Raw genomic sequence first — 13,905 nt, forward strand, 5'->3', positions numbered from 1 at the left:
GTGAATTTTTTATGGAGGCCAACATGGGATACCCCAATAATAATAAAACCTATTCTGTATCAAGACTTAACAGAGAAATACGCTCGCTCTTAGAGCAAGGTTTTGCCTCTGTACAACTCACCGGAGAAATTTCAAACTTTGTTGCTCCGGCCTCAGGGCATTGGTATTTTTCTCTAAAAGATGACAAAGCACAGATAAAAGCGGCCATGTGGCGAGGTAATAATCGATACTGTAACCACCGCCCAGCCAACGGTCAGCAGGTAATGGTACAAGCTAGAGTGTCAGTGTATGAACCGCGAGGCGACTATCAATTGATAGTCGAGCAAATGGCCCCAGCTGGTGAAGGCTTGCTCAAGCAACAGTTTGACGCCCTTAAAATGCAACTAGCCGCAGAAGGCCTATTTTCGGCTAGTCACAAAAAGTCTTTGCCAAGTGTCATTAATCGCGTGGGGGTCGTCACCTCAGCGACTGGCGCTGCCATCAAGGATATTTTGACTGTACTCAAACGTCGTGCCCCACAGTTACAAGTTGTAATTTACCCAGCTCTAGTGCAAGGCGATGAAGCCAAGCAGCAGATTTGCAAACAAATCGCTCAGGCGAATGCTAGACGCGAGGTAGACGTATTGATCGTTGGCAGAGGTGGCGGCTCATTAGAAGACTTATGGAGCTTTAACGAGGAGCCCGTCGCAAGGGCCATTTTTGCCAGCTCAATTCCGGTGATAAGCGCAGTAGGCCACGAAATAGATACTACCATTTCTGACTATGTTGCAGATGTCAGAGCGCCAACCCCATCAGCGGCCGCAGAGTTAGTGAGCCCAGACTCAGAAGCGCTAAAATTGCGTACTTCACAGTTGCTACAATATCTCCATCAGGCTTTTAAGCGTCGCCTTGAAGGTGCATCACATCGTTTGGCAAATTTTGAAGCCCGACTGCAGCTACAACACCCTAAAAATCAACTTATGCAGCAAGCACAACGAGTTGATGAGTTAGAGCAGCGATTAATTCGTGCCCAAGCCTATCACTTACGTCAAAAGCAATCGCAATTTCATTTGCTGCAACATAGATTTGATCGATTACATCCAGAGCAAAGGATCGCTCAGTTCAAGCAATTGGTCGCACAACTCAGTGATAAGTTGCAGTATGCAATGGAGCAAAAGCTTAATACACAAAGACATCAACTCGCGGTATCAAGCGCAAAACTAGACAGTGTCAGCCCACTGGCGGTATTAGCTCGGGGCTATAGTATTGCCAAGCAGGAAGATAAAGTGATTAAGTCAGTGGCGGATGTCGACCCAGAAAAGCCGATAATTACGCAACTGGCTGATGGGGAGGTGGTGTCTATGGTAAAAGCAACCCAGTAAGCGGATATAAAAATGGGGAAGTGATTTCCCCATTTTTAATCTAATAACCTACAACATCGCAGAAGTGATAGACTCATTTTCGAGCCTATCATCGTCTTCTAGGAAGTTTTGGTTCATACTCTCTGCAGGACATGGGCATGATGGCTTACCAACCACCTTAGCAGGGATCCCCACTACCGTAGTGTGCGGTGCTACAGGGCTAAGTACAACGGAACCTGCTCCAATTCGAGCACCCTCTCCTACTTCAATGTTGCCAAGTACTTTGGCACCAGCACCAATCAATACACCGGCGCGGATTTTCGGGTGACGGTCACCCTGCTCGTTACCCGTACCACCAAGTGTGACTGATTGCAGAATAGAAACATTATCTTCAATAACCGCGGTTTCACCAATGACTATACCAGTCGCATGGTCAAACATAATACCATGACCGACTTTACAAGCAGGATGGATGTCAACACCGAATACTTCAGAGGTTCTGCTCTGTATAAAGCGAGCCAGCTCTTTTCTGTCTTGACGCCATAAGCAGTATGCCAATCGATGTGCTTGGATTGCATGAAAACCTTTCAGATTCAAAATTACGTTAAGATAACTATCGGCAGCTGGGTCACGATCTTTAACAGCTTTTATATCATGTGCAACATGAGTCAGCATAGTATCGCAGTGCACAAAGGCCTGATCGAACAACTCGCGGATTGTAAATGCTGACACCACGGCATCCGCCAACTTATTTGCAACGATAAAGCTTAATGCAGAACCAAGACACTCGTGATTTAAAATACTCGAGTAAACGTGACTAGCAAGCAATGGTTCGCGAGCAACCAACTCATTGGCTTCTTCGCGTAACTTATTCCAAATCTCATGTCTCATGTGACGAACTTCCGATAATACTGATACTTCTCATAGTGTAACGCTTAGAGTCATTGAGTGTCATGTATTATAAAAAATCAGGCTTCAAACACTTGGTTATATCTAATAACCAACCAACATATTTTAGCCTGGTTTTAAATACCCTCAGCTGGACCAAAGATTCTTACAATTTAGCACTGTCGAACTGAGTAGATCTTCGTATAATAACGCCCCATTGAATACTACCAACGCGGGATCGCTAATATGTCGATAAAGATCAAGACAACGGATACCAACAAACCAAATGGCACAGGGCTTGCGCGGATAATCAAAGCAACGCATTGCTCGGCGAAAGGAATGAAAGCGGCCTATAAAGAAGAGTCGGCATTTAGACAAGAAACGTGGTTACTGGTGGCAAGTCTTCCTTTATCAATCATATTGGCGCAAAGTATTGCTCAGTGGGCCTTATTGGTCGGTAGTGTACTGTTGATATTGGTCATAGAACTTATCAACTCGGCAATCGAAGCGCTGACAGATAGAGTGAGTACCGAGCATCACTTACTATCTGGTCGTGCAAAAGATATGGCATCAGCGGCCGTTACGCTGACATTATTAATTAGCTCGTTAATTTGGATAGCTGCCGCAGTGGAGTGGTTCAACACCATAACCTAAAATTACGCGTGGTTTTGATACAAAAAAATGGCGGCTAAATTTTTAGCCGCCATTTTTTATTAAGCTGAATAATAGTTATTCAAACACTTTTTCTACATCCAACGTTTTAATATTCTTACTTGGAATATTTAGCGGGTATGTAGCAATTTCAGCATCTTCTGCCAGCAATACATCAGGCTTTTTCGTGTTATAAGTCATAGGAGATGGCTGCTCAGCACTTAGGCGCTTCGCCATATCTTTTGCATCACCAGTGATAAACACATAGTGAATATCTTCGGTCTGCAAGTTCTCTTTGATAACTCGATTGATATCTTCAACAGACAGCGACGCTAGCTGCTTTGTCACATAGGCAACAAACTCATCGGTGTTGTAGAACTGGCTATCAAGTGCATAACCTAGCTGTCTATCTTGGCTCGCCACCATTTGCGGCACAAAGTTGATTAAGAAGTTACGTGTTGCTTCAAAGTCTGCTTTGCTCATCCCTTCTTTGATCAGCTTATCGAGTTCAAACAATGCAGTACGCGTTGCAAAATGGGCGTCGTTATTAGAACGAAGTGGGCGTAACCACACTTGGAAAATTTGCTCACTACGACCTAAGTTTGCATCCGGCTTAGTTTGGAACATACCACGAGGGAAGTATTCGATGTATGCATAATCACCATAGTTCATACCACGTACCTGACGGATACGCTGGTACAAGTGGCTGTTTGAACTGCGATGCTCACCAAAGTATGAACGCACTAACCAAAGCGCAGCCCAGTCTTTGCTGCTACGAACCGTGTCGATTGGGAAACCAAAAGAGACCGCTGTTGATTTTGCATTCTTTTCTACGATGGTTGCGTGATGACCAGATAGTTTAGGGGCATCTGGCACTTGTAAACGCGCTTCTTCGCCTTTAGGTAAAGCCGCAAGATCGTTAAACATCGCTTCTTTTAGCTGTTTATCGAGTGCACCTGTGATACCCACGTTAAGTTTAGCTTGAGTAAATTGCTGAGCGTAAAAAACCTTAACGTCATCCAGTGTGATTGCTTCTAAGTCTGATAAATCACCAAAGTTATAGCTTTCGTATGGGTGGCCTTTGTACAGCTCGTGATAAAGCACTTCTTTACCTAGTTCTTCATCATTTGACGCTTTCAAACCAGCCTTAATGCCGTCGATTAGCTCTTTTTTCAGACGTTTAAAATCATCTTCTCTGAACCCTGGGCTCAAAAGCTGCTGACTCACAATGCCATACCATTGATCTGCATTATCTTTATGAATACGACCACGTAAAGAAATCATTTCTTTATCGATTTGATAACCGAAGCTACCAGCAATAGGATACAGCGCCTTTTGAATTTCTTTGTATGATTGCGACTCACTTCCGCCTTTGGCAATCATAGCCGCAGTAAGCGCAGCAAGACCTTTTTTACCTGCAGGATCTGCGGCAGCACCTGTGTAAAAAAGAAAGTTCACATCCACCAGCGGTGAATTATTGGTCTTGTCTAATACGTTGAAATGACGCGTTACTGGCTTGTCCATTTTTGCTACTAACTTGTCTAAGTTAACTTCCTTATCAAAACCAGGCACAGACTCAAGTGCAGACATAGTCACCGTTGTGCGGCTGCTGTCCACAAAGTATTTATTGGCAATATCACGAATGTCTTTCGCAGTGACTTTATCTGCACTTGCATAAAGCGCATTCACCACTTCAGGGTCACGCTCAAAATGCATGTAGCTTGCGAGTGTCGAAGCAATAGATTGTGATGAGTCAAGGCCGTTAATAAAGCTGTACTTTAGGTTTGATTTAAGTGCAGCAAGTTTATTTTCATCTACCAGCTCTGTGCGTGCTTTTGCGTAAGTGTTATTGATTGCATCACGCACTGTCGCCAGATCTTTTTCATCTTCAACTTTAACGAAAACATGCAGAAGACCAGGGTCTTTGGTTTCAGGGTTGTAGGTAAACATTTGGCTTGCAAGCTGTTTGTCTACCACCAGCTCTTGATATAACTCAGAGTTTTGAGAGAAGTATAACTGCGAGATCAAGTCAAGCGCAGCTCGATCTTTTTTCGCAGGCTCCCATGCAGTGCCTTTATATGAAACAAGCAACCAGTGACCTGGTAAGCCATCATATTTTTCATGGACGTAACGTGCTTTCTCTTGTTTAGGCTCAACTGGAATATCAGCTTGATAATCACCCTTTTTCCAATTACCCCAGTGCTTTTTCACCATAGCCATGGTTTCTTTTGGATCTACGTCACCCACAATGACAAGCGATACGTATTCTGGCTTGTAAAAACGTTCAAAGAAGGTTTTACCATAGGCCATTTGATCTGGCATTGCTTCGATGTCTTCAAAAAAGCCCATCGTTGTGTGTTTATAGGTATGTTTATCAAATGCTTCTTTTCTTACCGCAGAAAGCAGTTTTCGAACTGGGCTGGCATTATTTTTAAGGTATTCACCTTTCACGGTTAGTGCTTCAGTACGAAACTGTTCTTCACTGTAAGTCAGGTTCTGAAAGATATCCGCTTCGATTTCTAATACTTTATCTAAATGCTGCTTCGAGAAATTTAGGTGATAGTTCGTGTAGTCATTGGTGGTGTAGGCGCGATTATCAACACCTGAATTTTTTAGAATGTCTGAATAAACGTCTTGTGGATACTTTTCTGAGCCTTTGAACATCATATGCTCAAAGAAGTGAGCGAAGCCGGTTTTACCCGCTTCGACTTCATTACGCGAGCCAACAGAAACCGGGATCTGTAGCGATACCACATCAGGATAGTTAGTTTTAACTACCATGACGCGAAGGCCATTTTCTAGCTCTTCCAAAACATAATCTTGGGCGAATACTTTATTGGATTGGGCAGCTTGAGTACTTTCAGCTGACTGTTGGGCTTGGTCTGAATTCGTCGCTGCGCAGCCACTAAGCGCTAAGCTTACGGCAAAGCTGGTTGCTAGTAATTTGAATTTCATGAATTTGGTCCTAATCATATTTTTTATTCTAAGTAAGTCGTGTTCACTTACGTTAGTAAACCTCCTGATTATGCCCCAAAGCCATACTAATTCGCTAATTTCCAAGGTGATTTACCATCCTAATGTGTAAACAAATATGAAATTTTGGTTTGAGCACTTGAGATAAATTCATAATTATTGAAATTCTTTCATTAAAAAAATCTATCTAGACGTCTAAATGGCTGCTATATTAGTAAAGAGATACAGAAATGCTTTTGTGGAATGAGGATTATGGCTTTAACGCTTCAAGAGAAAATCATTGACCCTAACCAAGGGGTATATTTAATTGGTACCACACCACCTAAGATTGGCACCGACCCAGAGCAGCTAAAATCAATTGCCGCTAAGCTTTTGGGCCGTTTACATGAGATTGAATACGACGGCGTGATCATCTATGACATTCAAGATGAAAGCAGCCGTACTCAAGTACCACGTCCATTTCCTTTTAAGCACACCGTTGATCCGTGTGAATATAGTCAGTTGATCCGCGAATTATCACACCTTGATGTAATTACGTATAAAAGTGTGGCACAGCGCGACAGTGAAGCTTTTGGCGATTGGTTAAGCAGCACAAAACAGCAATATGGGTTAAACAATCTAGTATTGGTGGGCAGTCCGTCTTCACAAGGCGATATTAAGTTGCCGCTTTCTGAAGCCTATAAGGTATTGAAGCATCATCAAGATGACTTTTTCTTAGGTGGTGTAACTATCGCAGAGCGCCACGCCAGTAAGCGTAATGAACACGAAAGGTTAATTGATAAAACAGAGCAAGGCTGCCAATTCTTTGTTTCCCAAGCAGTGTATGACGCTCAAGCAACCATAGATCTTATTACGAGCTATGCTCGCACCTGTAAACAGCAAGGGCAAACACCAAAACGCATTATTCTTACCTTTACTCCATGTGGTGGAGAAAAAACCTTGCAGTTTATGGAGTGGCTGGGGATTTCAGTACCAGAAGCAACCAAGTGGCGCATGTTAGATGCAGACAATACACTAAGTGAGTCAATTCGTATTTGTAGAGAGAATCTAGATCAAATCTTAAAAAGCTGCTCACACCTAGATATTTCTCTTGGCTTAAATATTGAGAGCTTAACAAACCGAAAAGAAGAAATTGACGCGTCGATAAACCTTTATCGACTGTTGAAGGCGACCATGGAATTATGCCTTGCGGAAAAGCAAATTGCTTAATGCAGTCTAGGGCCTGTTGATCTTCCAAGTTTGTTTTTGCAGCAGTTTGATTGGTATTTATACAAGGCAGAGCCTGCGTAGCATAGTCATTCTATGTAAGTCTGGCGATAACATAGTAGAAATGCCAATCAAGCGCTGCCCTTTGGGTTCACCTGAGTGCGCTTTGTTCATTGTTGCTCAACTTTTGCCTAGATTACTAGGCGGCAAGTCGAGCGTCGCGACCAAAACACACTCAGAAGAACAAAAATCAAACAGCGAAGGCCAACAGGCCCTATAGCCAGCTTCATCAAGCTGGCTTTTCTGTTAACCTTGCTGAATTATCCAAAGCCCAGATTAACTTAGGCTCAAGAAAGCGATTAATCCCACCCCAAGTAGCAAGCGGTAAATGACAAATGGCATCATGCCCATGCGCTCTATGATTTTCAGGAAAAAGAAGATACAGGCATAAGCTGAGATAAACGACAGTGCTGCACCACTTAATAACGCATTCCAATCAACCACTTCATCGCCGGTAGCAAGCTCTAAACTGTAATACAATCCCATCATCGAAATGACTGGAATAGACATTAAAAACGAAAAGCGCGCCGCACTTTTCTTATCAAGCCCGAGTAATAAACCTGCGGTGATGGTAATACCTGAACGCGATGTGCCGGGAATAACAGCGGTAATTTGCGCAAGCCCCAGTATCAATGCGCTTTTCCAGTTTAAGGCAAATTCGTCTTTGATTTGTTTCGCTTTCACGTCGGCATACCAAAGCAGTAAACCAAATACTATCGTCGATGTTGCAATCACCCAAGCACTACGTAAATAAACTTCTACGATATCCTTAAGCAGTGGAGCTAAGATCACGAATGGAATAGTGGCAACCACAATACACCAAGTCAGCCGGCTTTCTTTCGAGTGCGTACCTGAGAATGATTTGAACCATCCTGCCAGTAGGCTGACAATGTCTTGTCGAAAATAAATAACGACAGCCAGCAAAGTACCAACATGAACAGCAACATCAAAGGCAAGACCCTGATCTTGCCAACCTAGTACCTGTGAAGGTAGCAGTAAGTGGGCAGAACTCGAAATAGGTAAAAATTCAGTGAGACCTTGAATAATTGCAAGGACGACAATCTCAATAAAGCTCATTGCTTGGGAAACTCCACTTTCCATAATTTTTGAGTTGGGTTGTGATACTCCAGCCATAACTGAGCAATGCTTTTACCCTCAACAGGATGGATAAAATCAGGAGCTAGTTCAGCTAATGGCTGAAGCACGAAGGCATTTTTGGTTATTTCATCCCGAGGCAACTGAGCGGGTGATGAACAAATAAGGTGGTCATAAAAGAGAATATCGAGATCTAACGTGCGTGGACTAAACTTCTTTTCACTACAGCGACGACCATGATCGTATTCTATCGACTTGAGCAGTTTATATACTTCGTCTAAAGACAGCTGTGTTTGTGCAGCAAAGACCGAATTATAAAAGTTATTTCCTGCAAATCCGACGGCTTCACTCTCAAACACACTCGAATGTTGAAAGTCCGGAAAGTGTTTTATCAATACCCTCAAGCCACTCAGCAAATTTTTTTCTTTTTCTATGTTTGAGCCGAGACTGATAAAAATTTGTGCCATGATAATTCTACTTCTTACGCACAATTTCTACACCAACCGTTTGTGCTTGTGGCACGGCAGCAGGTTTACTCACTTTTATAAGCACTTGTTGTACATTAAATTCATTTAGGATCATTGCGGCAAGCTGTTCAACTAACGTTTCTAATAGCTCAACTGGTTTTGCTTGGGTATGCGCAATAATACGCTCACTCACTTTAGCATAATCAACCGCCAAACTAATATCGTCATGGCGAGCGGCAGCGCTAATATCGGTCAACATCTCAACATCAAAGTAAAGGCTTTGTTTACTTTCTTTTTCAAAGTCGTACACTCCTATTATGGCTTCGACGTGTAGCTGTGAGATATAGACTTTATCCATGTAAACTCCAAACATGTTTATCGCTGTAATTCACCCGCATTTTCTAATCGCAATTCGCGATCTGTGCAGGACTTAAGACCGCCGATCATAGCCCAAAACAACGCAATAAAAAATAAGGAAGACAGTGTTAATCAGTTTAATGTGCGTATGTGCTTATTTATTGGGATCGATTTCCTCAGCGATTCTGGTTTGTCGGTTATTCAATCTACCAGATCCACGCTTTAATGGTTCTAATAATCCAGGCGCAACCAATGTATTAAGATTGGGAGGAAAGATCCCAGCTGCGCTGGTGCTCGTCTTCGATATTTTAAAGGGAACCATCCCGGTGTGGGGAGCCTACTTTCTGAAAATAGAACCTGTGTGGTTAGGTGCAATAGCCGTAAGCGCATGCCTTGGTCACATTTATCCTATTTTCTTCCACTTTAACGGTGGTAAAGCGGTGGCAACGGCATTTGGTGCGCTATTACCCATCGGCTTGTCATTGGGTGGGCTATTGATTAGTACGTGGCTCGTGGTGCTAGCGCTAACACGCTATTCTTCACTCGCAGCGATTGTCGCAGTCGCAGCAGCTCCACTTTACACATGGTGGATAAAACCGCTTTATACGGTGCCGGTAAGCTTTTTAACTGTGGTGATTATTATTCGTCATAGGGCAAATATTAAAAGGCTCTTGAGTGGTAAAGAGCCCAAGGTGGGGAAAAAGTCTAAAGACTAAGGTCTAGACTTTTTCTAGACTATCCAGCGGCCAACGTGGCTTAGTTTTCATATCAAGTGGCGCATGTTGACCTGCTTTTAGGCGCTGCATTCCTGCATAAGCTATCATCGCCCCATTGTCTGTACAAAATTCAGTGCGCGGATAATAAACTCGCCCTTTCATACCAAGCATCATGCGCTCAAGCTTTTGCCTAAGTTCTGTATTGGCGCTGACGCCACCTGCAATCACAAGGCTTTTAATGCCTGTTTCTTTCAGTGCCCGCTTGCACTTAATCGCTAGTGTTTCTACGACCGCAGTTTGAAAGGCATGAGCGATATCTGCTTTCGTTTGCTCATCATCGCCTTCATTACGAATCGTGTTTGCCGCTGCGGTTTTTAATCCACTGAAACTAAAATCCAGACCTGGTCTGTCTGTCATCGGTTTTGGAAAAGTAAATCGCCCTGCTTGACCCTGTGTCGCCATTTTCGCAAGCATTGGGCCGCCAGGATAATCAAGACCGAGTAGCTTTGCGGTTTTATCAAATGCTTCACCAGCGGCATCATCCACTGACTCACCAAGTACCTCATACTCACCGATACCTGAGACTTTGACCATCATGGTATGACCACCAGAGACTAGCAGCGCGACGAATGGGAACTCTGGTTTATCGTCTTCAAGCATAGGGGCAAGCAAATGGCCTTCCATATGATGTACGGCAACGGCTGGGATCCCCCAACCAAATGCTAACGAGCGACCAATTGAGGTGCCAACTAACAGAGCACCGACCAAACCCGGCCCTGCGGTATAAGCAATGCCATCAAGGTCTTCAGGACCGCAACCCGCTTGCGCGAAAGCAGCTTCAATAAGAGGGATCGTTTTGCGTACATGATCACGAGAAGCAAGTTCAGGCACTACCCCACCATAATCGGCGTGTACTTTTACCTGAGAATATAATTGATGTGCCAACAGCCCTTGCTCATCATCATAAATAGCAATACCCGTCTCATCACATGAGGATTCTATACCCAAAATACGCAAGTTACTTTCTCCAAACTCTTTACTGCAGCCGCTGATTATACGAAATCAGCTACTCAAGTTCCAAACCAATATTTGTTTGGCCGTCAGCTAGTGCCAAGGCCTTTAGCGACTTCACCGAGTCGCTGCTAATACGCCCCATATTTTCCACGTGTTCGATAAGCTCAGCGAGGATTTCAATTTCATACTGCATCTGCGGGTGTTCACGCACTAACTCATTCGTTGGAGATATATCTTCCGCCATCAACATAAACTCGATGTATTTAGCTACCGTTGCCTGAGAAATTTTGGCAACGCTTACAAACTCATGTTCATCTTTTGTCATTAGGCCTTGCAACATGCCTAACAGCGCTGTCGCTACATCGATTGCGGGATAGGTACCAAACATATCGAACTCACTGAGCTCAGGTACATTTGGTTCAACCTTTTCAACCAGCTTTTCTAAGCTAATTTTGCTCTTTGGCAGTAATATTTTCTCCCAGATTAAATTCAGCGCATTTCTGAGAACTTGCTCGTCGCCAAAACCCGTAGCCTCACTAAATAATGAATAATTTGGCAACATACGCTCAATAATAGCAGCACCTAAGACTGCCTTTTGAAGATAATTTAACTCTCTAATTCTTTGAAAGTTATTTGCTTTGCTCATGCTTATTTCCACATTGCCAGCAATATTCAAACGCTGGTCCATTTAATTCTGCACAGTGGTTACATAGCCAATCCGACAGCTCGGCGGCACTGCGATGACGTGATTTGTTATAGTTTACCAATATTTCCTGAGCCTCGGGTAACTTTATTGCATAAACAAAAAGCTTGATGGCAGCTTGCTCTGCTGGAATTTCACCAATAGCACCTGACAAATGCTCACCTTGTAAGCGAACCTGAATATTCGCTTGTTCTAGTTGACCTTTGAGTAAATGCGCTTCAACAAAGCCGCTGATAGCGCACAATTGCACCCAATGAAAAGATTGTTCACTCATTGCATTATCTTCACTATTGAATTAGCACTCAATGTGCTCATTTGTTTCTTGATAAAATCATTCATTATCATCACACTTAAACATCAAGCTATTCCATTAAAATACGACTATGACTCTAACAACACCGGGCCTATTATTCCCAGCAATTTCTTTATTACTGCTCGCTTACACCAATCGCTTTTTGGTACTCGCACAATTGATCCGTGAATTAAACGCTCGAGAAGGCGACACCATAAGATCCTTGGTTAAAGCGCAAATCGAAAACTTAAGGAAACGAATTAGATTAATCAGACGAATGCAAGTATGGGGCGTAATTGCGTTTTTACTTTGTACGTCTTCAATGTTTGCCTTGTTCCTTGAAATATCCTTACTTGGCGTAACATTATTTGGTGCGAGTCTCTGTAGCCTAACCTTATCATTGCTACTTTCTCTTTATGAAATCCACATTTCTTGCGATGCAATCGAACTAGAATTGCAAAATATCGAGAAAAAACCTCAACAAGATTAGCGGCCTTGTTACTGCCGACTATACTAACGTTGAGTCAGCATAAAAAGAGGAGCAATCTGTGAGCGGATTTTTGTTCTCAGATGAAGTGCTAGAAAGCCCAATAAATCAAATGGCCGATACCTACTGGGATATTCTGGTTGTAGACGATGAAGAAGACATTCACCAAGTGACTAAGCTGGTGTTGTCCGGCTTTAAGTTTGAGAATAAAGCATTGAGATTTCATCATGCCTACTCAGCACAAGAAGCAAAAGTCATCTTGGACACGGAGCAGAATATTTCTGTAGGCCTTATTGATGTCGTAATGGAAAGTAATCATGCAGGGCTTGATTTAGTGCGATATATCCGTGATGACTTAGAAAACTTTGATATTCGCCTTGTGCTGCGCACAGGGCAGCCAGGTGAAGCACCGGAAGAATCGGTTATTCGCGATTACGATATTAATGACTATAAGAACAAAACCGAGCTCACTGCCGTCAAGTTAAAAACGCTGCTCTATTCTGCTTTACGCGCTCATCGGGATATTCAAACCATCGAAAAGCACAAAATGGGACTCGAACGCATTATTGATGCATCTTCGAATTTTTTAAAGTGTAGCAATATTCAGGATTTTGCATCAACTATATTATCCCATGTATCCGCTGTAATGGGATTATCAGATTCGGAAATATACTGTGCAGCAGCAGTAAATCATCAAGCTAATGAGCCCACAAAATTTAAGTTACTAGCAGCCTCTGGTGCAGGCGTAGAGCCAAGTAATGTAACTTTGCCAGAGAATGTACAAAATTTATTTATAGAAACGCACAACAAAAAATCATCTATGAAGACCCGCAATGAATATATCGGCTACTTCCCTTCCCGAGAAGGCAGTGAAACGATGATTTATGTGAGTAAGGATAGCGATCTTCATAGCATGGATTTCCAGCTACTTGAATTTTTTGCAAACAATATAGCGCTAGCCTACGACAACTTAAAGTTGCGTGAAACCGTCAAAGACTCTCAAAAAGAGCTTTCTTATATTTTGGGTGAAGCCGTCGAAAAACGCTCGAAAGAAACAGGCTCCCACGTAAAACGCGTGGCACATTATAGTATGCTTTTAGCCCAGCTTTATGGACTTTCTCACTACCATGCAGAAATTATCAAACTTGCCTCTCCGCTCCATGATATTGGCAAAATCAGTATTCCAGATCAAATCCTGAATAAACCCGGAAAACTCACTGATGAAGAATGGATAATTATGCAAACTCACGCACAGCAAGGGTTTGAAATCTTAAAAAATTCAACAAATGAGATTCTGCAATGTGGTGCGTTAATTGCGCATCAACATCACGAAAAGTGGGATGGCTCTGGGTATCCAAACGGCTTGAAAGCTGAGCAAATAAACATTGTCGGGAGGATCACAGCACTGGCGGATGTCTTTGATGCACTGGGCAGCGAGCGTTGTTATAAGCCCGCTTGGCCGCTGGAAAAGATAATTGAATTACTCAATAAAGAAAGAGGAAAACAATTTGACCCCAAATTAGTTGACCTTTTTCTAAATAATCTGGAACAATTTATTGAGATACGTGACAGGTATCCTGACTAACTTTGTAATCAGAATGTAAAAACTTCACTTTCTTTTTCTCGTTTTGTGTATTACTATTGGGAAAAGACGTA

General features: G+C 42.8%; 14 protein-coding genes. 6 read left to right on the forward strand and 8 right to left on the reverse strand.

Annotated elements, in window-relative coordinates; all coding sequences use genetic code 11:
* The first annotated feature begins 23 nt into the window (after positions 1-23).
* Complete coding sequence (gene xseA, locus L1271_RS16220) at positions 24-1,361, forward strand: exodeoxyribonuclease VII large subunit (protein ID WP_235368297.1); 1,338 nt, start codon at positions 24-26, stop codon at positions 1,359-1,361.
* A 48-nt stretch (positions 1,362-1,409) separates the two neighbouring features.
* Here the strand turns inward: xseA and cysE are convergent, their stop codons facing one another.
* Entirely contained in the window at positions 1,410-2,231 is an 822-nt protein-coding gene (gene cysE / locus L1271_RS16225; protein WP_010607638.1) for a serine O-acetyltransferase, read from the reverse strand.
* 243 nt (positions 2,232-2,474) lie between these two features.
* On the opposite strand from cysE, the gene L1271_RS16230 reads away from it, so the two are divergent.
* Entirely contained in the window at positions 2,475-2,882 is a 408-nt protein-coding gene (locus L1271_RS16230; protein WP_010374636.1) for a diacylglycerol kinase, read from the forward strand.
* A 75-nt stretch (positions 2,883-2,957) separates the two neighbouring features.
* Here the strand turns inward: L1271_RS16230 and L1271_RS16235 are convergent, their stop codons facing one another.
* The gene (locus L1271_RS16235) at positions 2,958-5,834 is read right to left on the reverse strand and encodes a M16 family metallopeptidase (protein WP_235368298.1); all 2,877 of its coding nucleotides are present in this window, start codon (positions 5,832-5,834) and stop codon (positions 2,958-2,960) included.
* A 270-nt stretch (positions 5,835-6,104) separates the two neighbouring features.
* Here L1271_RS16235 and L1271_RS16240 point away from each other — a divergent pair, with 270 nt between their 5' ends.
* Complete coding sequence (locus tag L1271_RS16240) at positions 6,105-7,061, forward strand: methylenetetrahydrofolate reductase (RefSeq protein ID WP_010374634.1); 957 nt, start codon at positions 6,105-6,107, stop codon at positions 7,059-7,061.
* A gap of 333 nt (positions 7,062-7,394) precedes the next feature.
* On the opposite strand, the gene L1271_RS16245 is transcribed toward L1271_RS16240, so the two are convergent.
* From L1271_RS16245 to folB, 3 genes are read right to left on the reverse strand one after another with little or no spacing between them, the layout of a single operon-like run.
* Entirely contained in the window at positions 7,395-8,195 is an 801-nt protein-coding gene (locus L1271_RS16245) for an undecaprenyl-diphosphate phosphatase (RefSeq protein WP_010607635.1), read from the reverse strand.
* Complete coding sequence (gene folK, locus L1271_RS16250) at positions 8,192-8,680, reverse strand: 2-amino-4-hydroxy-6-hydroxymethyldihydropteridine diphosphokinase (protein ID WP_235368299.1); 489 nt, start codon at positions 8,678-8,680, stop codon at positions 8,192-8,194. Before folK ends, L1271_RS16245 begins: the two co-directional genes overlap by 4 nt.
* 7 nt (positions 8,681-8,687) lie before the next feature.
* Positions 8,688-9,038, reverse strand: coding sequence for a dihydroneopterin aldolase (gene folB, locus L1271_RS16255; RefSeq protein ID WP_010607633.1), 351 nt, complete (start codon positions 9,036-9,038; stop codon positions 8,688-8,690).
* 124 nt (positions 9,039-9,162) lie between these two features.
* Here folB and plsY point away from each other — a divergent pair, with 124 nt between their 5' ends.
* Positions 9,163-9,753: a glycerol-3-phosphate 1-O-acyltransferase PlsY gene (plsY, locus tag L1271_RS16260; RefSeq protein WP_029215929.1), complete on the forward strand. Its 591-nt coding sequence runs from the start codon at positions 9,163-9,165 to the stop codon at positions 9,751-9,753.
* A gap of 3 nt (positions 9,754-9,756) precedes the next feature.
* Here plsY and tsaD read toward each other — a convergent pair whose 3' ends face one another.
* From tsaD to L1271_RS16275, 3 genes are read right to left on the reverse strand one after another with little or no spacing between them, the layout of a single operon-like run.
* Positions 9,757-10,770: a tRNA (adenosine(37)-N6)-threonylcarbamoyltransferase complex transferase subunit TsaD gene (gene tsaD, locus L1271_RS16265; protein ID WP_010607631.1), complete on the reverse strand. Its 1,014-nt coding sequence runs from the start codon at positions 10,768-10,770 to the stop codon at positions 9,757-9,759.
* A gap of 49 nt (positions 10,771-10,819) precedes the next feature.
* Positions 10,820-11,413, reverse strand: coding sequence for a YjaG family protein (locus L1271_RS16270; RefSeq protein WP_010607630.1), 594 nt, complete (start codon positions 11,411-11,413; stop codon positions 10,820-10,822).
* Positions 11,397-11,744 carry a putative signal transducing protein gene (locus L1271_RS16275; protein WP_010607629.1) on the reverse strand — a complete coding sequence of 116 codons (348 nt, stop codon included), beginning with the start codon at positions 11,742-11,744 and terminating at the stop codon, positions 11,397-11,399. The genes L1271_RS16270 and L1271_RS16275 overlap by 17 nt, the downstream gene beginning before the upstream one ends.
* A 109-nt stretch (positions 11,745-11,853) precedes the next feature.
* On the opposite strand from L1271_RS16275, the gene L1271_RS16280 reads away from it, so the two are divergent.
* Positions 11,854-12,252, forward strand: a complete 399-nt coding sequence (locus tag L1271_RS16280; protein WP_010374626.1) for a DUF2721 domain-containing protein — start codon at positions 11,854-11,856, stop codon at positions 12,250-12,252.
* A gap of 58 nt (positions 12,253-12,310) precedes the next feature.
* On the forward strand, positions 12,311-13,834 hold the full coding sequence (locus L1271_RS16285) for a DUF3369 domain-containing protein (RefSeq protein ID WP_010607628.1): 1,524 nt from the start codon (positions 12,311-12,313) through the stop codon (positions 13,832-13,834).
* Positions 13,835-13,905 lie beyond the last annotated feature (71 nt).

Source organism: Pseudoalteromonas sp. OF5H-5 (genome assembly GCF_021530695.1).
Lineage (GTDB): Bacteria > Pseudomonadota > Gammaproteobacteria > Enterobacterales > Alteromonadaceae > Pseudoalteromonas.

Excerpts from the sequence above, each read along its gene's own strand:
- L1271_RS16270 (WP_010607630.1), bottom strand. The coding sequence starts at position 11,413 with ATGAGCAAAGCAAATAACTTTCAAAGAATTAGAGAGTTAAATTATCTT.
- folK (WP_235368299.1), bottom strand. The coding sequence starts at position 8,680 with ATGGCACAAATTTTTATCAGTCTCGGCTCAAACATAGAAAAAGAAAAA.
- xseA (WP_235368297.1), top strand. The coding sequence starts at position 24 with ATGGGATACCCCAATAATAATAAAACCTATTCTGTATCAAGACTTAAC.
- L1271_RS16245 (WP_010607635.1), bottom strand. The coding sequence starts at position 8,195 with ATGAGCTTTATTGAGATTGTCGTCCTTGCAATTATTCAAGGTCTCACT.
- L1271_RS16275 (WP_010607629.1), bottom strand. The coding sequence starts at position 11,744 with ATGAGTGAACAATCTTTTCATTGGGTGCAATTGTGCGCTATCAGCGGC.
- L1271_RS16280 (WP_010374626.1), top strand. The coding sequence starts at position 11,854 with ATGACTCTAACAACACCGGGCCTATTATTCCCAGCAATTTCTTTATTA.
- cysE (WP_010607638.1), bottom strand. The coding sequence starts at position 2,231 with ATGAGACATGAGATTTGGAATAAGTTACGCGAAGAAGCCAATGAGTTG.
- L1271_RS16240 (WP_010374634.1), top strand. The coding sequence starts at position 6,105 with ATGGCTTTAACGCTTCAAGAGAAAATCATTGACCCTAACCAAGGGGTA.
- folB (WP_010607633.1), bottom strand. The coding sequence starts at position 9,038 with ATGGATAAAGTCTATATCTCACAGCTACACGTCGAAGCCATAATAGGA.
- L1271_RS16230 (WP_010374636.1), top strand. The coding sequence starts at position 2,475 with ATGTCGATAAAGATCAAGACAACGGATACCAACAAACCAAATGGCACA.
- L1271_RS16235 (WP_235368298.1), bottom strand. The coding sequence starts at position 5,834 with ATGAAATTCAAATTACTAGCAACCAGCTTTGCCGTAAGCTTAGCGCTT.